Below are 20620 nucleotides of genomic sequence, written 5' to 3' on the forward strand. Positions count from 1 at the left end.
GACTCAGGAGGCGGGCAGGGCCGGGACTGCGCCGGGCCAGGTGCCCAGGTAGGCGGGGTTGTCGAGATACACGCTGTCCAGGAGCGGGAAGGCCCGCTCGTCGACTCCGCTGATCAGGTTCGCCTGCGCCTGGAGGTCCAGCCGGGTGCCCTGGTTCCAGACAGTGAGGCTCAGGCTTGACGGCTTCTGCCCGACCGCCGTCGCCCAGCCGACCCGCAGGACGTAGTCGAGAACTCCCGGGGCCGTGATCGCGGCATCGTCCTCGACGGAAACCTCCATCCTGGTCTCGATGGTCAGGCCGGAGATCACCGAGCCGATGTCGGCGCCACTGAGGCCGGGGACGGCGTTCAGGAGCGAGGCCGCGGCCCCGCGGCTGATGCCTGCTCCGGAGGTCGTCGGGGTGGGTGCTGGAGCGGCCTTGCCTGCGTGCGGAGAGCAGGCGGTGAGCAGGGCTGCCATCGTCACGGCCGCGGCAAGGGTGACGATCGAGCGGGTTCTGAGTTTCATGTCCGGATCCTCATCGAGTTGCTGGGTAATCTCGGGCGGCCGCGCGTGACGTTCCTCGCGAGGAGCAGATCGTCGGTCACCCGCACGAATCGCGATGCGCGAGATTCTGTCGCCGGTGCACTCGGTGTCATGCATTCCCCCGAGGCCCCGTCAAAGCCTAACGAGATTGGCGGCGGCGGATCAGCGTTTTTCGGTGGACGACTTCACGCTCGGTACCTGCATGTTGCGTGTAGCCCTCTCAGACCGGATGCCCCTCTCTCCTCCGCGAGGGGCATCCGTCGTCACGAGACCCGGTCCACGGCGATGTTCGTCAGATTGTTCCTGCGATCGGGAAAATTGCTGACACACTTGGCGATGTGACCACGGCACTATGCTCCAACCGCCGGCTTCGGCGGATTCTTCGCGTCACGTTGTTCATGGCCCTGTTCGGTGCAACCCTGGTGACGATGACCGCCTGCGGGCCGTCCTCCCCAGGTGGACAGTCCGAGGCTGCGGCGTCGACGCAACTCGCGGCCGTGCCGGGGGTTGATGCGGCCCGGGTGGGAACGGAGAGCGTCTACAGCGGACTGGTCGCGGAGACATCCGCTGTCGGGCACCTGACTCTCGAGTCGACTGCCACCATTCCGGACCTGCCCAAGCTGCTCGAGTACGCCATCGCGGTCACGTGGTCGGCGAATCAGCGGGAACCTGGCAAGCGGTTGCTCGTCAGTATCGAGACGCCGGGCGGTACCGATGCCGACCTGCTGGCGGCGGCAACGTCCCTGGGGTGGGACACGGCGCTGGCGTCTCGTGCCGGCTTCGTGAGCGTGCGGGTGGACGAGGTCCGGTCGAAGCTCGGGGCCTGGCCCGGTACCGTGCCGAGTGCGCCCGACGGCGTCACGACCGGTGCCGACAAGTAGCGCGTAGTTCTCTCACAACGGATGCCCCCTCACTTCGGTGAGCGGCGCATCCGTCGCGCCCGCGCCGGTTTCCGCGGGCCGCGCCCGCCGATTCGGGTGCGGGCCGCCGAAACGGTAGCGGCGGTGTGCGCGGATGGCTACCGAACTCCCCGCTGCACCTACCGCCCCGACACGTCGAGTGCCGTGCGGTGCCAGAAACGGATGCGGTCGGACAACCGAGCCGACGGCATCCGTTTGCTCGTGCGAATTCTCCCGCTGAGGTGTCGCGGATCGACGTTGGTGGGGCGTGGGAACGTCGATCTGCGACACCTCAGCGAGGTCGGGCCCACACTCATCGTTTGGTTGCAGAAACTCTATGTCACCTGCGATTCTCCGTGACCCACTAACATCATGGGCACACGTGTTGCGCGGGGGTGGTCCGCGACATGCAGGGGGCCGTCGTCATCGTCGGGTTCTGGGAGCCGCTTTCCGCCGCGCTCATGCCGACCGACGACCCGAGAAGGGCACCACCGTGAGCGACTCCCGCACCCTCCTGTTCGTCGAGGCCGCGAACCCCGCGACCTCGCCGGCCCGCCTCGCCGAGCTCGCCGCGAAGCATTTCGACCTGCATCGCGCGATCGCTGCGAACCCCGCGTGTTATCCGGGTCTTCTCGAGTGGATGCGCGGCTGCGGAACGCTCGAACCGCTCACCCCGGCGGCGGCGCAGGCTCCACTCGTGGCTCAAGCTCCGACCGTGGTGGATGCTCAGGCACCAAGCGCGGCTCAGGCTCAGGCTCCACGTGCGGCGCAGGCGCAGGCACAGTCACCGGCCGTGACGGATGCGGAGGCGCCGACCCGAAGGGCGGCGCACGCTGCTCCATCCGTGCCGGCCTATGCCGTGTCCCGGTCCGATTCCCTGCCCGTGTCCGGCCCCGTGTCCGGCCCCCTGTCCGGCTCGGCAGGGGCCGGGTCGGGCGCACCCGGCGGCTGGCAGCAGCCGATCGTTCGGGCCAGCGCCGCGGCATCCGCCGGCCGTCGCCGCCGTCGGCCCTGCCTGCTCTGGGGATCGATCGGCGTTGTCGTGCTGGTGCTCGCCGGTGGCGGCGTCTGGGCGTACGCATCCGTCTTCTCCAAGAGCGGCGGGTCGTCGACTCCGCAGGCCGCAGTCGAAAAGCTCCTGACCGGAGCGGTGTCGCTGGACGTGCTCAACGTGTACGGTTCACTGTCTCCCGCGGAGATCAGCTCCCTGCGGGCCCCGGTCGAGACGCTCGGCCGGATCAAACTCGATTCCGCGACCAGCCCGACCGACTACACGGCCGTGTTCGAGAAGCTGCGACCGAATCTGAACGTCACCCTCACCGGGTTGGAGTTCTCGGTCACCGACATCGGCGACGGGATTGCCGCGGTCGCCGTGAACGGCGGCCAGCTGCACGTCGACGGCGACCCGACTGCTCTCGCCAGCCTGTGGATGGACGCCGTGAAATCCCAGCTCACCGCGCAGCTGAAGGCGACAGGCTCCACCGACGAGCAGGTCGCGGCCTCTCTCGAGAAGACCCGCGCAGCCGCCGTGGCCGGCATCGACGCCGCGCTGCCCTACGACCGCAGTGCGAGCGACCTGAAGCAGGACCTGGGCAGGGACGTCACCGCGGTTGCCGTGCACGAGGGCGGCTCGTGGTACGTCAGCCCCCTGTTGACCGGCTTCGAACAGGTCTTCCAGGACCGCCTGCGCGCGGACCCGACGCTCACCCGCGGGCCCCTCGTCGCACCGGCCATCTTTGCCACGCCGGAGGACGCAGTCCGGGGGCTCGCCGACGGGGTCTCCGACTACCTGACCCGCGGAGATTCGGGCGCACTCGCCGCCGCGCTTCCGCTCGCCGAGCGCCGCGTCGTGAGCCTCTACGGTGCGCACGCCGCTTCAGTCGACGGACGCAGCCTGAACGTCACCAATGTCGGCGTGTCCAGCACGGTGTCCGGCGATACTGCCCGGATCACGCTGGATGATCTGTCCTTCGCGGGGGAGTCGGACTCTGTGCCGTATGCGTTTTCGATCTCGGGCGTGTGCGCCACGGTCGGGAGTGCCTCGGGCGCCAGGGTCTGCCTCTGCGGCTCATTGCCATGCACGACGGCGATGGCTGGTTCGTCAGCCCGTTGGGCACCCTGGCCGACGCCAGCTCGATCGTGATCAACCGGGTGGCGCAGCTGAGCCAGAGCGGCGAGCTCGCCGACCTCTTCACCACGACAGCGGATACCCCGCTCACCTCCGACGAAACGGCTCCCGCCGACGAGGGTGCCTACTAAGGCGACCCCGGTTGCCCGTGGGCATGATAGCGCAGGACGAAAGATTGTGCTTAAAGGCATGGGTAATAGGGCCCATGGACCACATCGGACACATGCCGGAGTATTGCACTCACTAAGGTTTGGCGAAAGGGGGGTCCGGGGATGCTGACAGCGATGCTCCGCAGGCGACGATCCGTGATGGGCGTTGGGCTCGTCACGTCGATCACGCTTGCACTCAGCGTGGTCGCTTTCCTGTACCAGGGCTTCACGACCGCGAACGTCGATCTCAACGACGGAGGCGTCTGGGTGACGAAGCCGTCCGGGTTGCTTGTGGGTCACCTCAATCAGCAGGCCCAGGTCCTCGACTCGGGGCTCCGCACCACGACCAACGACTTCGATATCCTCCAGTCCGGCAACACCGTCCTGACGCACGACCGCGCCAATGCGACGCTCACCGTCGTCGATCCCGCCAAGGTCGTGCTCGGCACTCCGGTCACCCTTCCCGCGACGGCGTCTGTCGCGCTCGGCGGCGACACGATCGCCATCCTCGACCAGGCCACGGGCGACCTCTTCGTCACGACCGTTGAGGCGGTTGCCTCCTTCAGCATCGCCGGCGCCGATCCCGCAGTGACTCTCGGCGCTGGCGCGGCTGTCGCCGTCGGCGCAGACGGTACCGTCCGGGCCGTTTCTGCAAGCGACAAGGCGTTGGTCACCCTGGTCGCCGACGGTCAGGGCGGCTTCGGCGAACCCGCGAGAACCGGTCTCACGGGGCTGCCCGACAAGTCCACCCTGTCCATCGCCGCGGTCGGCACGGACTCGGTCGTCTACGACTCCATCGGTTCGACGCTGTACCTCCCCGGCGGAAAGACCGCCACGGTCGACAACGCCTCGGGCGCCCTGCTGCAGCAGAGCGGCCCGCAGGCGAACTCGGTGCTCGTCGCGACCGCGTCGAAGCTGGTCATTCAGCCCCTCGATGGTGGTTCGGCCACTGCGGTCGACGCCGGTGCCGACGGCGTTCCGGCAGCGCCGGTGTCCCTCGGCGGATGCTCATATGCGGCCTGGTCGGGATCCGCGCGTTACCTGCGTGACTGCCCCGGATCGTCGGACGATGTGGCCCGCACCATCGATCACCTGAAGGCGGACAGCGCACTCACCTTCCGGGTGAACCGCAAGGTCGTCGTGCTCAACGACCTGAACTCCGGCCTGGTCTGGCTGGTCGACCAGGACATGGTCACCGTCGACAACTGGTCCGACGTCACCCCTCCGCCCGCGGAAAGCGACAGCGAGCCGAACAACACTGTGACCCAGATCGTCGAGAACGTGTTACCCAAGCGCACCGACACGAATACGCCGCCGGTCGCCGTCGACGATGCCCTCGGCGTGCGTCCGGGCCGCAGCGTGATCCTGCCGGTGCTCGACAACGACAGTGACGCCGACGGGGACCTGCTGACGGCGACCGTGGCCGGGGACGGGCCGAAGATCGGTGCTGTCCAACCCATCTTCGGCGGCACCGCCCTGCAGATCGCCGTCGCGGGCGATGCCGCGGGCTCGGCGAGCTTTCGTTACACCGTGAGCGACGGCCGCGGCGGCACCGCAGAGGGCACGGTCACCCTCACGGTGAGCGCCGCGGGCACCAATAAGCCGCCGGTGCAGAAACGCGCGTCCGGTTTCGTGGTCGAGCAGGGCGCATCCGTCACCCAGAACATGCTGACCGACTGGAGCGACCCCGACGGCGACGACCTGTTCCTGCAGGCCGCCGCCTCAGCGGACGACGACGTGGTGTCCTCGAAGGCCGACGGCATGCTCACCTACGGCGCCGTCGGCCAGAACCTCGGCCGGAAGGACGTCACCCTCGTCGTCTCGGACGGCACGGACACCGCAACGGGGACCGCCCGCGCCGACGTGCGTGCGGCCGGAAGCACCAAGCCGAGCACCAACCCCGATCACGTCACCACCGTGGCCGGACAGCCGGTGACGGTTTCGCCCCTGGTCAACGACCTGAGTCCGAGCGGTGCGGTCCTGCGCCTCGCGAAACTCGATGAGGTGCCCGGCGCCACCCTCGTGCCCGACTTCACCGCGGGCACATTCACCTTCACGGCGACGGTAGCGAAGACCTACTACGTGCAGTACCTCGCCACGGACGGACCCAACACGGCGCTCGGTCTTGTGCGCGTCGACGTGACGGATGCCTCCGCCACCGACCTGCCGCCCGTCGCGGTCCGTGACGTGGCGCTGCTGCCCACCGGGCGCGATGTGCTCGTCGACGTGCTGCAGAACGACACCGACCCCGCCGGCGGGATCCTCGTGGTGCAGTCCGTCACGATCCCGGCGAACCTCGGCATCACGGTCGCCGTGCTCGAGCACCGGGTGCTGCACATCACCGACCAGTCCGGCCTCAACGGGCCGATCACCATCGGCTACACGGTGTCGAACGGCACCCAGACCGCCCAGGGCGACGTGCTCGTCATCCCGGTGCCCTCTCCGGCGAAGCTGCGGCCGCCGGTCGCCGTCGACGATGCGGCCACAGTGCGCGCCGGGGACATCGTCACCATCCCTGTCCTCGCGAACGACTCCCACCCGGACGGCGACACCCTGACCCTGTCGCCGACCCTCGTCGCCCCGCTCGTCGACCCCGCCGACGGCACCCTCTTCGTCGACGGCAACACGCTCCGGTTCAAGGCCGGAACCACCGCCAAGACCGTCTACGCCACCTATGACGTCGTCGACAGCCAGGGCCAGAAGGATGCCGGCTACGTCACCATCCAGATCCTCGCCGCTGCCCCCGAATCGAACTCGCCGCCGCACCCGCAGGCCCTGACCGCCCGAGTGCTCGCCGGCAGCACCGTGCGCATCCCGGTGCCACTGGACCAGATCGATCCAGACGGCGACTCCGTCGAGCTGGTCGGCCAGGGCATCGCGCCAGGAAAAGGACGGATCACCGAAGTCGGGGCCGGCTGGCTCACCTACGAGGCCTACGAACGGTCCACCGGAACCGACACGTTCAGCTACGTCGTGCGCGACCGCGTCGGCGCCGCAGCGACGGCGAGCATCCGGGTCGGCATCGCGCAGCCGGGTGCCGTGAACCAGAAGCCGTTCGCGATCAAGGACGCCGTCAGCGCCCGGCCCGACCGGCAGGTCGCCGTCGCCGTGCTGGTGAACGACACCGACCCCGACGGCGACACCCTGACCCTGCTGAAAGACGGGCTGACGGTGCCCGCCGGTATCGAAGCGAAGATCGCGGGCGATCGCGTGCTCGTGCAGACACCGAGTGCCCAGGGCGAATCCAGCATCAGCTACACGGCCACAGACCCCTGGGGCGCCACCGCGATCGGCACCCTCCAGGTGAGCGTGAGCAAGGACGCACCGCTCAAGGCGCCGATCGCCCGCGACGACCGGGTCGCGAGCGCCGACATCGTCGGCAAAACCGCGGTCGACGTTCCGGTGCTGCGCAACGACGAGGACCCCGACGGATCCGCCGCGAACCTCACCGTCACCGTTGCCGACCCTGCTGCCACGGTCGCCACGGGCGGGGTCGTGCGTGTGACGCTTGCCGCCGCCGCTCAGATCATCCTGTACACGACGACGGATGCCGACGGCCTCACTGCCTCCGCGTTCATCCTTGTGCCCGGACTCGAGCAGCAGCGCCCGACGCTGACAACCCCGGTGAAAACCGTCGAGGTGAAGAGTGGCGCCCCGGTGACGCTCAACCTCGCCGACTACGTCACGGTCGCCGCCGGCAAGACCCCGCGCATCACGGTCGCCACCTCGGTGACGGCGGCGCACGCGAGCGGTGCCGCGCTGATTAAGGACGAATCCACCCTCCAGTACACCTCGGCCGCCGACTACGCCGGCCCCGACGCGATCAGCTTCGAAGTGACAGACGGCACCGGCCCCGATGACCCGAAGGGCCTCACCGCGGTGCTGTCGATCCCGATCACGGTGCTCGCCCCCGACAACCGGGCGCCGAGCTTCGTCGGCGGAACCGTCGAACTCGCACCCGGTGACGCTGCGGTCACCGTGAGCCTCAAGGCCATGTCGAAAGACCCCGACCCGGGCGACCTCGAGAAGCTCAGCTACACCCTCGGCACGGTCCCTGCTGGTTTCTCCCTCTCCGTCAGCGGCCAGTCGCTCACCGCGAGTGTCGACAAGAGCGTGCCCAAGGGCACCACGGGCTCGGTGCAGCTCACGATTTCCGATGGCGTGAGCGCACCGGCCACCGGCACGCTCAACCTCTCGGTGATCGCATCCACCAAGCCCCTCGCGACCACGACGGACGACGTCGTTCCCGAGGCCCACCAGGGCCAGGCCAGCACGGTGTCCGTGCTCGGCAACGACACGAGCCCCTTCCCCGACCAGCCGCTCACCCTGGTCTCGGTCGCGGTCGAGACCGGTGACGGCACGGCGACCGTGAGCGGCAGCGACGTCGTCGTGACGCCGGGCGGCTCCTTCGTGGGCACCATGGTGGTGCGATACCGCGTCGCCGACGCCACCAAGGACACCGAGCGCGAGGTCGACGGGCGTATCCGCTTGACCGTGCAGGGAAAACCGGATGCCCCGGGAACCCCGGTCGCATCCGGCGAGCAGGACAGCACCCTGGTCCTGTCGTGGACCCCGCCCTCGAACAACGGCGCCGAGATCACGTCATACACGGTGCGCTCGCCGCAGGGATTCTCCCAGTCCTGCGCCTCGACCACCTGCACCCTGACCGGACTCACGAACGGCACCGCGTACAGCTTCAACGTGACCGCGACCAACGCGGTGGGAGAGTCCGCCGCCTCCGCCACCTCGAACGCCCTGACCCCGGATGTGCGCCCCGAGACCCCGTCGATCACCTCGGCCGTGCGCGGCGACCAGGCCATGACCGTGACCTGGTCGGCGCCCGTGAACAACGGCTCACCGGTCACCCACTACACGCTGCGGATCACCGGTCCCGATGGCTTGCACGACCTCGACGTCGTCGGGACGACGACCAAGGTCCTGACCGGCCTTACCAACGGCGGCTCGTACCAGGCGAGCGTGCAGGCCCTGAGCTCCCGCGAACTGGCCTCGGACTTCAGTGCCGAATCGGCCCCGGTGATTCCCGCCGGTGTGCCGGTGGCGCCGACCCAGCCGACGACGGCGCGGCTCGCTGCGGTCGGGTCGCAAGCGCAGCTGGACGTGTCGTGGGGCGCGGAGCCCTACAACAATGGCGCCGACATCACCGGTTACAAGATCACCGTGCAGCCCGGCGGCGCGATCGTCACCGCGCCGAACGGATCGACGCACGCCGCAGTCGTCATCAACACCTCGACTACCGACTACACGTTCACCGTGGTGGCGACCAACGGCGTGGGCGACTCGCTGCCGAGCGCGGCGTCGACGCCGAGGCGAGCAGTTCTGGCACCGGGGGCGCCCTCCAACGTCGTCGCGAGCGAGGGCGACAACTCAGTGGGAGTCACCTTCGGAGCCGCAGCCGGTAACGGGGCGACCACCGGCGAGCTGGCCTACCAGTACAGCGTGAGCGGCGGCGCCTGGCGGAGTGACTGGGCTAGCGGCGGGTCCGGAACATCGGGCACGATCGCCAACGGCCAGGTGAATAACAACGGCAGTTACACGATCGCAATTCGAGCGGTGAGCAACTTCGATGGCGTGTCCTACGAGGGCGCGGGAAGTGCCGCGTCCAACGCGGTCGCACCCTTTGGACAGCCCAACCAGCCCGGCGCAGGCGCGAGCGGCGGCGGCGCCCAGGTCAGCCTGCAATGGGGTCCTCCGGGACCGAACGGCCGGGCAATCACGGCGCTGGAGATCAGTATCGACGGCGGCGGCTGGGAAAGCGTCGGGGTCGGCAGCGGCAACCGAAACGTGGGCAGCTACAGCGAGAGCCACTCGATCAGCGTTCGAGCCACCGACGCCGCCGGCCAGCAGAGCACCAACTCGGCCTCCGCGAGCTCTGGTGCGGCACCGGTGGCAAAGACCTGGGTGACTCGAAGCGGGCAGGTTCTGACGTATCACTGGCAAAACCTTCCGGCTGGTTCGTGGACTGCGGTCTCGAAGTTCCGCTGCTATAACGTTGCGCCGAATACCCAACAAGGCACGGCGAATGTCGTCCTAACCCTGCCTGGGTCATTCTCCGCTGGCAACGGCTCTATCGATATGGATTGCGGCACTGGAGCAAACGACAGCTACTCCATCGAGCCCTGGCAGTACGGCCCCTGGCTCCAAGTCGGTGGCAGTTGGGGTGGATAAGAACGTGAACTCATTCAAGGAAATCGGGGAACACCAATGACAATGACACCGGAACAGGCGACCTGGTTCGCCGGAACCTTCGGCAAGCTGGTCGACAACGTGGGGCTCGCCGTGCTCGGCAAGGCCGACGTGATCCGCCTCGTGCTGACCGCGATGCTCGCCGAGGGCCACGTGCTTCTGGAGGACGCCCCCGGCACCGGCAAGACCTCGCTCGCCAAGGCGATCGCGGCCACCGTGCAGGGCACCAACCAGCGCATCCAGTTCACCCCCGACCTGCTGCCCTCCGACGTGACCGGCGTCACGATCTACGACCAGCAAAGCCACCGCTTCGAGTTCCACAAGGGCCCCATCTTCGCCTCGATCGTGCTCGCCGACGAAATCAACCGGGCCAGCCCGAAGACCCAGTCGGCACTGCTCGAGGTCATGGAGGAATCCCGCATCACCGTCGACGGTGTCGGCCACGAGGTCGGGCGCCCGTTCATGGTGATCGCCACCCAGAACCCGATCGAGCAGGCCGGCACCTACCGGCTGCCCGAGGCGCAGCTCGACCGCTTCCTGGTGAAGACCTCGATCGGCTACCCCGACCTCGCCTCGGCGGAGCAGATCCTCGCCGGGTCCGCGAACCGAAACCCCGCCGCCGGCCTCGCCGCAATGATCACCACGACCGCGGTCGCGGACATGGCCGACCTCGCCTCGACGGTGCACACCGACAGTTCCGTGCTCCGCTACGTGGCCGAGCTCACCCAGGAGACCCGCACGGCGGCCGAGACCACCGTCGGAGTGTCGGTGCGCGGGGCGCTCGCCATGATGCGCGCTGCCAAGGTCTGGGCGGCGGCCCAGGGCCGTAACTTCGTGCTGCCCGACGACATCAAAGACCTCGCGGCCCCGGTCTGGACGCACCGGATCGTGCTCGATCCCGAGGCCGAATTCTCCGGCGTCACCGCCGAGAAGATCCTCACGCGCGTGCTGCACGACGTGGCAGCGCCGCAGTCCCGCCGACCGGCCGCATGAGCACCGCGGGGGCGCTCTGGTCGGCTCCCAGCAGAATCGCCGGCCGGGCAACACGTGGGGGGAAAGACGCGCTGCAGCGCGCCCGGGCGTCGCTTGCGCCTCTCGGCGAGCTGTGGGTCCGGGTGGTCTGGCCCGTCATCGCTCCGGCCTATCGTGCGGCGGGGCGGATGCTCGCCGTCGCCACCGGGTTCGGCTGGGGCCTGGTCGTGGCGACGGTCCTGAGCTGGATCCTCGGCCAGGTCTTCGGCTGGCACGAATTCACCGCGATCGCCGCGGTCGGCCTGGCCGTCCTGGTGCTCGCAGTGCCGTTCGTGCTCGGGCGCAGCGCCTACACGGTCGAACTCGGCCTCGCCAAGAGCCGCGTCGTCGTCGGCGAACTCGCCGTCGGCAGCGTCGAGGTGCGCAATGCCTCGACGCGTGCTCTGTTGCCCGCCCGCATCGAACTTCCGGTCGGCCGCGGACTCGCGTCCTTCCACCTGCCCCGCCTCGCCGTGGGAACATCCCACGAAGACCTGTTCACGATCCCCACCCAGCGCCGTACCGTGCTCTCGGTCGGACCCGTTCGCTCGGTACGCGGCGATGCACTCGGACTCTTCCGCCGCACCGTGGACTGGAACGACGCCGTCGACCTGTTCGTGCACCCGCGCACCGTGCGGCTCGACGGCTCCTCGTCCGGGTTCCTGCGCGACCTCGAGGGCATGCCGACGAAGGACCTCTCCAACGACGACGTGTCCTTCCACGCCCTGCGTGAATACGTGCCTGGGGACGACCGACGCAACGTGCACTGGCGTTCGACTGCGCGCACCGGCCGCATCATGGTGCGCCAGTTCGAGGAGACCCGGCGATCCCACCTCGCCATCGCCCTGTCCCGCAACCCGGGCGACTACGCCGACGCCGAGGAATTCGAACTCGCCGTCTCGGTCTGCGGTTCGCTCGGCCTGCAGGCGCTCAAGGAAGACAAGCAGATCACCGTGCTCGCGCAGGACCAGACCGTGCCCGCCGCAACCGGAAAACGGCTGCTCGACGGACTCGCGGGCATCGAGCAGCGCGACTCGCGTGCCGACATCGTGCAGCTCGCCCGTCACACCGGTAACGCGGTGCCCAACGCATCCGTCGTGATCCTGCTGTTCGGCAGCGTCGTCGAGGCGACGCGTATCCGCTCTGCGGCGAGCCACGTGCCGCGGGGCGTGCGAGTCATCGCCGTCAACTGCCACTCCGGTGCCGTGCTCTCCCGCCGGTCGATCGCGACAACGACGGTGCTCACCGTCGGCGACCTCACGGAACTGCCGATCGGCATGAGCCGGGTGTCCGAATGAGCGCCGCGGCGCACGCGCGCAGCCGGCGACCGCTGTCGGTCCAACTGCTCGACCTGCTGGTGCTCGTCGTGCTCCTCGGCCTCGGCGTGCTCGGCTTTGGCCCGGTGTTCGGCGGCGTCGGCTACCTGGTCGCCGGCCTCGGTGGCCTGGTCATCGGGCTGGGCATCGCCCTCCTCGGCGCCCGCCAGCGCTGGGGACTCCTCACCGTTGTGGCGGCCACCCTGGTGGGCTACTTCCTTTTCGGTGGTGCGCTCGCGCTGCCGTCCACGACCTTCTTCGGCGTTCTCCCCGGCCTCGACACCGTACGCGAACTCGCCACCGGCATCGTGTTCTCCTGGAAGCAGCTGCTCACCGTCGAGGCGCCCGTCGCAGGCTTCGACACCCTGTTGATCGTGCCGTTCCTCGCCGCACTGCTCGCCGCCGTGCTCGCGGGCAGCTTCGCGCTGCGGTTGTCCCGACCCGTCTTCGCCCTGCTGCCCGTGCTCGCCCTGTTCGTGGTCTCGATCGGGTTCGGCACCCACGAGGTGCTCCTGCCCGTCGTGCGCGGCATCGTCCTGACCGTCGTTGCCATCGCGTGGCTCGCCTGGCGGCTCGCAGCCGCGCGGGCGTCGAGCGCGATCGCCACGGCCGTCGGGTCGCCCAACGACGACTCGGCCAGTCGGGTACAGGCCCGCAACCGCCGCCTCGCTCTCGGAGCCGGCCTGCTCGTCCTGGCCCTCGGTGTCGGCGTCGTCACCGGCGATGCGGTGAGCCCGGCCAGTGCGCGGCAGGTGTTGCGCGACACCGTCGTGCCCCCGCTGGACCTGCGCGCCTATCCGAGCCCGCTCGTCGCATTCCGTAAGTACGTGCGCGACTACAAGGACAAGACCCTGTTCACGGTCACCGGCCTGCCCGACGGCGCCCGGGTGCGCCTGGCCACCCTCGACCGCTACGACGGGATCGTCTACAACGTGGCCGGCGACGGCAGCGCAGGCTCGGGCACCTTCTCCCGGGTCGGTTCCGCGATCGCCGAGACCCAGTCCGGCACGCTCGCGACCATCGGGGTCACCGTCGACGCCCTCACCGGCGTGTGGGTGCCCGACACCGGCTCTCTGACATCGCTGCAGTTCACCGGCGCCCGCGCCGCCCAGCTGGCCGAATCGCTGCACTACAACCGGTCGACCGGGGTCGCCGTCTCCACTCTCGGCCTGCAGCCCGGCGACTCGTACACGGCACAGGTGATCATTCCGACGGTGCCCACCGACGAGGCGATCGGCACCCGACAGGCCGCGAACCTCGCCATGCCGGCGTCGTCCTCGGTGCCCGATGCCGTGAACACCGCATCGGATGCCGCCATCGGCGAAGAGACGACCGCACTCGCGCAGGTGCGCGCGATCGAATCAACGCTGCACAGCACCGGTTTCGTGAGTCACGGCCTCGAGGGGGAGACTCCCTCCCGCGCCGGACACGGTTCGGAGCGGATCGCATCCCTGCTCACGGCCAAGCAGCTTGTCGGAGACGATGAGCAATATGCCGTCGCCATGGCGCTCGAGGTCTCCCACCTCGGCATGCCGGTACGGGTGGTCATGGGATTCTACCCGAAGGATGCGACGACCGGTTCCGTCACGATCACCGGAAGCGACGTGCACGCCTGGGTCGAAGTGGCCTTCGACGGCCTCGGCTGGGTGAGCTTCGACCCCACTCCGCCCGCCGACCAGATCCCTCAGGCCGAGGTGCCGAAGTCGAAGGCCCAGCCCCAGGCGCAGGTGCTCCAGCCCGCGCTCGCGCCGGTCAAGCCCGTCGACCTGCCGCCGGCGCTCCTCCCCGACGAACAGCCCGATTCCCAGAGCTCCGACCTCGGCGCGCTCCTCCTGCTGATCGCCGGCATCGTGGGCGGCGCTCTCGCCCTGTTCCTGGTTCTGTTCGGGCCTGCGATCGTGATCGGAATCCTCAAGGCGCGCAGACGTCGCCGGCGGATCAGGGCAGAACGGCCGATCGACCGGCTCAGCAACGGCTGGAGCGAGATCGTCGACACGGCCACCGACCTCGGCGTGCCGACCACGGTCGGAGCCACCCGTCGCGAGGGGTCCCGGGCTCTTGAGGAGCACTATCCGGATGCCGGCGTGACCGTGCTCGCCAACAGGGTCGACACCGGGGTCTTCGGACCGACCGACCCGACCGACCAGCAACTCGACGAGTTCTGGACCGAGGTCGACCGTATCGTCGCCACGATGACCGGTTCGGTCGGACGCTGGGCGCGGCTGCGCGCCCGCCTGTCGCTGCGCTCCTTCTGGAACGGCTGGATGCTGCGGGCCACGACTTTCACTCAGAAGCGGAGAAACACCCTATGACGCAACCCGGCTATCGTCCGCTGTCCAGCACCATCGATCCCGCGTCGACGGGGCTGGCATCGGCCCAGATCGGCTCGCGGGTCGGCGCCTACATTCTGGACACCCTCTGGTTGGGCGGGATCCCGCTGGTCCTGTTCTTCATCCTGTACGGCGCCGGCCTCGCGGCACTGCGGAACGGCGGGTATTCCTCGGCGAACGGCCTGCTCATCGCGGGCGGCATCGTCCCGCAGTTGCTGAGCCTTGTGCTCGGGATCTTCTACCTCGTCGGTATCGGCAAGGGCCAGAGCCCGGGGATGAAGGCGCTCAAGATCCGCCTCGTCTCCCTCAACACGCTCGGCGCACCGGGATTCTGGACGGCCGTGGGCCGCGGAATCATCTTCTCCCTGGCCGGCTCGATCGTCGTCGGCTACTTCTCTCCGCTGTTCGACAACACCGGAGCAGGCCGCGGTTGGCACGACAAGGCGTCTAACACCTGGATGATCGACGATCGGATGGCTCCGGCGCAGCCACGGTCGCAGCCACAGTCCCAGGCACAGCTGCAGGCCTCGGCGCCAGCGTCTGCATCTGCGCCGGTCGCGGTCACGCCGCTCGCCCCGCCGCCCCGCCCCGCCCCGCCGGTCGCCCCCGCGTCGAGTTATGACTTCAACGACGGCCCCGCGGTGGAAACGGTCATCGCGCCGCCACGACCTGCACACGATCCCGCCGCCGCACCCGCAAACATCGTCGTCAGCCCTTTCGCGCAACCCCCGCTCGCACCGCCGCAGGCGTTCGCGCCACGGTCCCAGACCGGACTCATCTCCGAGGTGCCCGGCGCGGCAGTGCGCCCTCCGGTCACCCCTCCAATTGCGGCCGCACCGGTCGCGCCCCCCGTCGCGCCCGCCCTCGTGCCGCGGGCAGCCCCGATTCCGGTCGCGCCGCTCGCCGTGACAGCCGACGATGACGACCTTGACCGCACCCGAGCGGTGGCGCCGAAGCCTGTTCTCGTCACGTGGGTCCTCCGCCTCGACACGGGAGAAGAATTCCCGGCCGACGGCCCCGGCTACGTGGGCCGCAACCCCGCAGCGCCCGCAACCGACCCGGACGCACGCTCTGCCCGGCTCGTCGTGTTCGCTGACGACACCCGGTCGATCTCGAAGACCCACCTCGGCTACGGACTCGAGGGGTCCCGCCTCTGGGTGACGGACCGCCGATCGACCAACGGCACCTCCGTCATCCGCGCAGGCCAGGACGACCAGGCCGTCGCCACCGATGGCCGAACCTACCTGGCGGCGGGCGATGTGCTCGCACTGGGCGACCGGCGCATCACCGTGGTCACCCCATGAGCGGGCCAGACACGGTGAATCGCGCGCCGATCCAGGTCGTCACCGGAACCGCGACCGACGTCGGTCTCCGCCGGGCCATCAACGAGGACTCCTATCTCGCTGAGGGCTCGGTGTTTCTCGTCGCCGACGGCATGGGCGGGCACGAGGCCGGGGAGATCGCCAGTGCCACGGTCGTCACGGCCTTCCGGCCGCTGACGACGAGCCGCAGCATCACCCTCGACCAGCTGCAGGCGGCCTTCGCCGACGCGGCCGGCCAGGTCGCGCGCCTCCCCGAGGGCGGCGGTGCCGGCGCGGGAACCACCCTCAGCGGCGTCGTCATCGCCGAGCTCGACGGCAACGCATACTGGCTGATGTTCAACCTCGGAGACTCACGCACCTACCGGCTCTCCGGGGGCGTACTCGCGCAGATCAGCGTCGATCACTCCCTGGTGCAGGAGCTCGTCGAGCGGGGTGAGCTGACTCCCGCACAGGCGGCGACGGATGCCCAGCGCAACATCGTCACGCGGGCGATCGGCGCGGGCAGCGAGAGCGAACCCGACTATTGGTACGTGCCCGCCGAGCCGGCCGACCGCATCCTGATCTGCTCCGACGGGCTCACCGGGGAGCTCGACGACGCCCGCATCCGGCTGATCCTCAGCGAGGAAGCCGCTCCCCAGGCGGCGGCCACCCGGCTGGTGCACGAAGCGCTCCTCAGCGGTGGTCGCGACAACGTGACCGCAGTGGTCGTCGATGCGCTCAGCGTCTACGGCGCCCACGCCGAGGAACACACCATGCCGGCCGACCGAGGCAACACGGGTGCGGTTGACGCGCCCGACTGGGACGACACCATCCCGCGCGACGAACTCGCGGCACTTCTCGCCCCGGACGACCTCGTGCCGCCGAGCATTCCGCCGGAAGCGGAAGCGAAAGCGGTAGCAACACCGGGGGAGGAGTCCTGATGCGCCACTATTCGCCGGGGAGCTGGCTTGGTTTCGTGACTGACAGCGGACTCGTCATGCTCCCCGGAGATATCTCCTCGGAATTGCTGGACCGGATCTGGGGCTCACTCAACGCGGGTCAGGGCCTCGGCGCGCTCCTCGAGGCACTGACCGGTTCATTCGGCACGAGCCTCGCGGCGCTCCCCGACTTCGTCATCGTGTCCCTGGTCGGATCCGAAGCGCGGATCGCCGTGCGAGGTCCACTGCAGGTGCGCATCACCGGCGACTCCGACCAGGGCGACTTCCGCGTCACAGGGGCACGGGTCACGACGTGGAGCGAGAGCGTCGCCGAAAGCCCGGCCTCGATCGAGGTCATCACGGATACCGCGGCGACCCCGGTCGTGCACCTCCCGATCGGCAGCGGGGTCGTGCTGTGCTCCGGGCTGAGTCTGATCGTGCGGGCACCCTCGGTGATCCCGCTCGAGGAGCTCGCGGCCTCTCTCGTCGACACCCTCGACCCCGGACCTGCATCGCTCCCAGCGCCGGCCGAGTCCCTCGCCGAGGCCCGGATCTTCCCCGAGACAGCGCGCGGACCGAAGCCTGTTCCGGTACCCGAACCCGAACCCGAACCGGCAACCGAACCGGCACCGGAACACGCGCTGGTCCCGGAACCGGTGCCGGAACCGCGACCCGAACCAGTGCCGATCGCGATGCCACCGGCCGCCCCGACCTCCGTTCCCGCAGCGGGCGACCCGATCTCTCTGGAGGACCACACGCTGGGCCTCGCCTACGACGGGCTCTGGGGCGCCCCGCCGCGTGCGCTGATTGAGGGCGTACCGACATTCGCTCCGGCTGCTCCTGTAGTCCAGGACCGCGCGGCGGCCGAGGCGACCATCGGTGCCACGGGTGTCACGATCGAGGCAGCCGGTGATCATGCGACCGACGACGACCACGACGGTGAGACGCTGTCGATCGAACAGATCCGCGCACTCGGACTGGCCGCGCCGGCATCCGTGCCCGCGGCGCCCGCGCTGCCTACGGAACCGCGCCTTCCCGGGCAGCTGCGTGTCGTGCACGACGGTATCCCGGTGCGTCTCGACGTTGCTCTTGACCGCGGTGCCGTCATCGGCCGCAAGCCCAGTGCCGGCCGGTTCAGCGCAGACCGCATGCCACACCTGATCACGGTGCCGAGCCCGGAACAGGACATTTCGCGCAGCCACCTGGAAATCCGGTGCGAGGGCATGCACGTGTTCGCGATCGACCTGCAGACCACCAACGGCACCCGGCTGCTGCGCGCGGGCTCCGATCCGGTGCGGCTCGACCCGCAGGAGCCCGCGATGCTCGTGCACGGCGACGTGCTCGACCTGGGCGACGCTGTGCTCGTCACCTTCGAGGCCCTCTCATGAGCCCGTCCCGCGCGCCGAGCGTTCCCCCCGAGCTGGCCGGTTTCCGCTTCGAACAGCTGCTCGGCTCAGGCGGCTTTGCCGACGTCTTCCTCTACGAGCAAGCAATGCCCCGCCGCCGGGTCGCGGTCAAGGTGCTGCTCCCTGATCAACTGCGGCCGGGCTCGATCGACGAGTTCACGGCCGAGGCCAACGTGATGGCGATGCTGTCCACGCACCCCTCGATCGTCACGATCTACCAGGCCGGCGTCTCCGACGACGGCCGCCCGTACCTGGTCATGGAGTACTGCCCGAAACCGAATCTTCAGGTGCGGTACCGGCGGGAGCGGTTCGGCGTCGGCGAGGCACTGCGTATCGGAATCCAGGTCGCCGGAGCGGTAGAGACCTCGCACCGTGCGGGCATCCTGCACCGGGATATCAAACCGGCCAACATCCTCGTCACGGAATACAACCGACCCGCGCTCACCGACTTCGGAATCTCCGCGGCGACCACCGGCGATGACGCCCCGGTCGGAATGTCCATTCCCTGGTCTCCGCCGGAGTCGTTCGCCTCTCCGGCGCGGAGCGGACCCCAATCCGACGTCTACGCGCTCGCCGCGACGCTCTACACACTGCTCGCGGGGCGTTCGCCATTCCAATTCCCGGGTGGCTCGAACACGAGCGCCGACGTGATCAGCCGTATCTCCGGCCATACCCTGCCCGCCCTCGACCGCCCCGACGTGCCGGCATCGCTCGAGGTTGCCCTCGCCCACGCCATGCAGAAACGCCCGGAAGAGCGGTACGCGACGGTGCTCGAGTTCGCCAGGGCCCTGCAGAAGGTGCAGATCGAACTTGCCATGTCGGTCACACCGGTCGACGTGCTCGACGATTCGGCCGATGCCCCCGACGAACGCGACGACGATGACGGCCTGACCCGGGTGCGTAGCGTCGTCAGCATCAATCCGGAACGACCCCCTGTGCACACGGTGACCGCGGTGATTCCACCTGGCTTCCCGGCCGCCGTCGATGATGAGGAGACCGTCCGGCCGCCGATCCGCTCCATTCCCGCCGACCTCGACCGCACCCAACTCCGCGGTGCAACGGCGCCGCTCACTCCCGACGCCGAAACCGCACGGGCCCCCGGGTTCGGCGGGCAGCGGCTGCCCGCCCGGGCGCCGCTCGACGAGACGTACCGGCGAACGGATCCCGCCCCCGCTTCGGAGGAGGCCGGTGCCGGGCTCGCTGGTGGGCCGCGACGGCGCCGCGCCCTCGTACCGATCATCGCTGGAATCGTGGTCGTGCTCGTCGGTGCCGCGGTGATCGCGGCGCTGACCCTGGGCGCCCCGTCCGGTCGAGGCTCGGCCGAACCTCCCGTCGAAACCGCGGCTCCGGTGGACGCCGTCAACGAAGCGGCCGTGCCCGATCCTGCCGGGCTCACCGGTGTCGTCGGAGCCTCCGGTGTCGTCTTCACCTGGACGAACCCGGCACCGGAGACCGGCGATTCCTACCTCTGGCGTGCGACGGCGGCAGGCCAGGACAACCCGCTGGCGAGCGTGACCGAGTCCACTGTGACCATACCGGCCAGCGCAGCCGGGCCGACCTGCATCGAGGTGTCGATTCGACGCAGCGACGGGCGGGCCGCCGCGCAGCCGACATCGGCGTGTGCGCCATGACCGGCATCGCCGTGGTGGAACCGGCACCCGAGAGCGCGCTGAGCGTCGAATACTGCGGTGAGTGGTACCGGCTGGAGCCCCAGCGGGTTTTCGCCATCGGTCGCGACGCCGACCTCGACGTCGACGACAATCCCTTCCTGCACCGACGGTTCCTCGAAATCAGCAGGCAGGACGGACTCTGGTGGCTGTCTAATGTCGGATCCAGGCTGGCCGCGACCGTCACCGACGGTGGGGGCCGAGTGCAGGCCTGGTTGGCGCCCGGCGCCCGGCTACCGATCGTGTTCGGTCGGCTCAACGTGATCTTCACCGCCGGTCCGACCACGTACGAGTTCACCGTGCACTCGAGCGAGCCGCCATTTGCGGAGAACAGCGCGGTGGATAGTGCCGAGGGGATCACCACGATCGGAACTGTGTCGTTCACGCCATCCCAGAAGCTCCTGATCCTCGCGCTCGCCGAGCCGATGCTGCTGCGTGAGGGCACCGGGATGAGTGATATCCCGACCTCTGTCAATGCGGCCAAACGGCTCGGCTGGGCCACGACACGTTTCAACCGCAAGCTGGACAACGTCTGCGACAAACTCGACCGGGTTGGTGTGCAGGGACTGCGCGGCGGCGTGCGATCCTACGCCACGAACCGGAGGGCACGGCTCGTCGAATACGCGCTCGCTGCCCGGATCGCCACCCGGTTCGACCTGCCGCTGCTCGACCAGCCCCAGGAACCCGAATGACCGGCACCCACTGGGTCGCCGGCCTCGCCACAGGCCCGAACCCGCTCCCGAAGG

The 20620-nt window shown here is 69.3% G+C and carries 13 protein-coding genes; 12 read left to right on the top strand and 1 reads right to left on the bottom strand.

Annotated features, from left to right (window positions below; translation table 11 throughout):
• Positions 1–3: 3 nt before the first annotated feature.
• Positions 4–507 carry a hypothetical protein gene (locus MQH31_RS10225; RefSeq protein ID WP_243011941.1) on the bottom strand — a complete coding sequence of 168 codons (504 nt, stop codon included), beginning with the start codon at positions 505–507 and terminating at the stop codon, positions 4–6.
• Positions 508–863: 356 nt separating this feature from the next.
• Between MQH31_RS10225 and MQH31_RS10230 the strand changes: the two genes are divergently transcribed.
• The 12 genes from MQH31_RS10230 to MQH31_RS10285 all read left to right on the top strand — a co-directional run bounded on the left by MQH31_RS10230 (position 864) and on the right by MQH31_RS10285 (position 20566).
• Positions 864–1406 (top strand): hypothetical protein, encoded by a 543-nt coding sequence (locus tag MQH31_RS10230; RefSeq protein WP_243011942.1) that lies wholly within the window; start codon positions 864–866, stop codon positions 1404–1406.
• A gap of 511 nt (positions 1407–1917) precedes the next feature.
• Positions 1918–3567, top strand: coding sequence for a variant leucine-rich repeat-containing protein (locus MQH31_RS10235; protein WP_243011943.1), 1650 nt, complete (start codon positions 1918–1920; stop codon positions 3565–3567).
• On the top strand, positions 3534–3683 hold the full coding sequence (locus MQH31_RS10240) for a hypothetical protein (RefSeq protein ID WP_243011944.1): 150 nt from the start codon (positions 3534–3536) through the stop codon (positions 3681–3683). The genes MQH31_RS10235 and MQH31_RS10240 overlap by 34 nt, the downstream gene beginning before the upstream one ends.
• 141 nt (positions 3684–3824) lie before the next feature.
• On the top strand, positions 3825–9887 hold the full coding sequence (locus tag MQH31_RS10245) for an Ig-like domain-containing protein (protein WP_243011945.1): 6063 nt from the start codon (positions 3825–3827) through the stop codon (positions 9885–9887).
• Between the two features lie 36 nt (positions 9888–9923).
• Positions 9924–10898: an AAA family ATPase gene (locus MQH31_RS10250; protein ID WP_243011946.1), complete on the top strand. Its 975-nt coding sequence runs from the start codon at positions 9924–9926 to the stop codon at positions 10896–10898.
• The gene (locus MQH31_RS10255) at positions 10895–12214 is read left to right on the top strand and encodes a DUF58 domain-containing protein (protein WP_243011947.1); all 1320 of its coding nucleotides are present in this window, start codon (positions 10895–10897) and stop codon (positions 12212–12214) included. Before MQH31_RS10250 ends, MQH31_RS10255 begins: the two co-directional genes overlap by 4 nt.
• Complete coding sequence (locus MQH31_RS10260) at positions 12211–14544, top strand: transglutaminase-like domain-containing protein (RefSeq protein WP_243011948.1); 2334 nt, start codon at positions 12211–12213, stop codon at positions 14542–14544. The genes MQH31_RS10255 and MQH31_RS10260 overlap by 4 nt, the downstream gene beginning before the upstream one ends.
• Complete coding sequence (locus MQH31_RS10265; RefSeq protein WP_243011949.1) at positions 14541–15866, top strand: RDD family protein; 1326 nt, start codon at positions 14541–14543, stop codon at positions 15864–15866. Before MQH31_RS10260 ends, MQH31_RS10265 begins: the two co-directional genes overlap by 4 nt.
• Entirely contained in the window at positions 15863–16804 is a 942-nt protein-coding gene (locus MQH31_RS10270) for a PP2C family protein-serine/threonine phosphatase (protein ID WP_243011950.1), read from the top strand. The genes MQH31_RS10265 and MQH31_RS10270 overlap by 4 nt, the downstream gene beginning before the upstream one ends.
• Positions 16804–18189 (top strand): FHA domain-containing protein, encoded by a 1386-nt coding sequence (locus MQH31_RS10275; RefSeq protein ID WP_243011951.1) that lies wholly within the window; start codon positions 16804–16806, stop codon positions 18187–18189. The genes MQH31_RS10270 and MQH31_RS10275 overlap by 1 nt, the downstream gene beginning before the upstream one ends.
• Positions 18186–19838 carry a protein kinase domain-containing protein gene (locus MQH31_RS10280; protein ID WP_243011952.1) on the top strand — a complete coding sequence of 551 codons (1653 nt, stop codon included), beginning with the start codon at positions 18186–18188 and terminating at the stop codon, positions 19836–19838. The genes MQH31_RS10275 and MQH31_RS10280 overlap by 4 nt, the downstream gene beginning before the upstream one ends.
• Positions 19835–20566 carry an FHA domain-containing protein gene (locus MQH31_RS10285; protein WP_243011953.1) on the top strand — a complete coding sequence of 244 codons (732 nt, stop codon included), beginning with the start codon at positions 19835–19837 and terminating at the stop codon, positions 20564–20566. Before MQH31_RS10280 ends, MQH31_RS10285 begins: the two co-directional genes overlap by 4 nt.
• The last annotated feature ends 54 nt before the right edge of the window (positions 20567–20620 follow it).

The organism is Cryobacterium zhongshanensis, assembly GCF_022760445.1.
Taxonomy (GTDB): domain Bacteria; phylum Actinomycetota; class Actinomycetes; order Actinomycetales; family Microbacteriaceae; genus Cryobacterium; species Cryobacterium algoricola.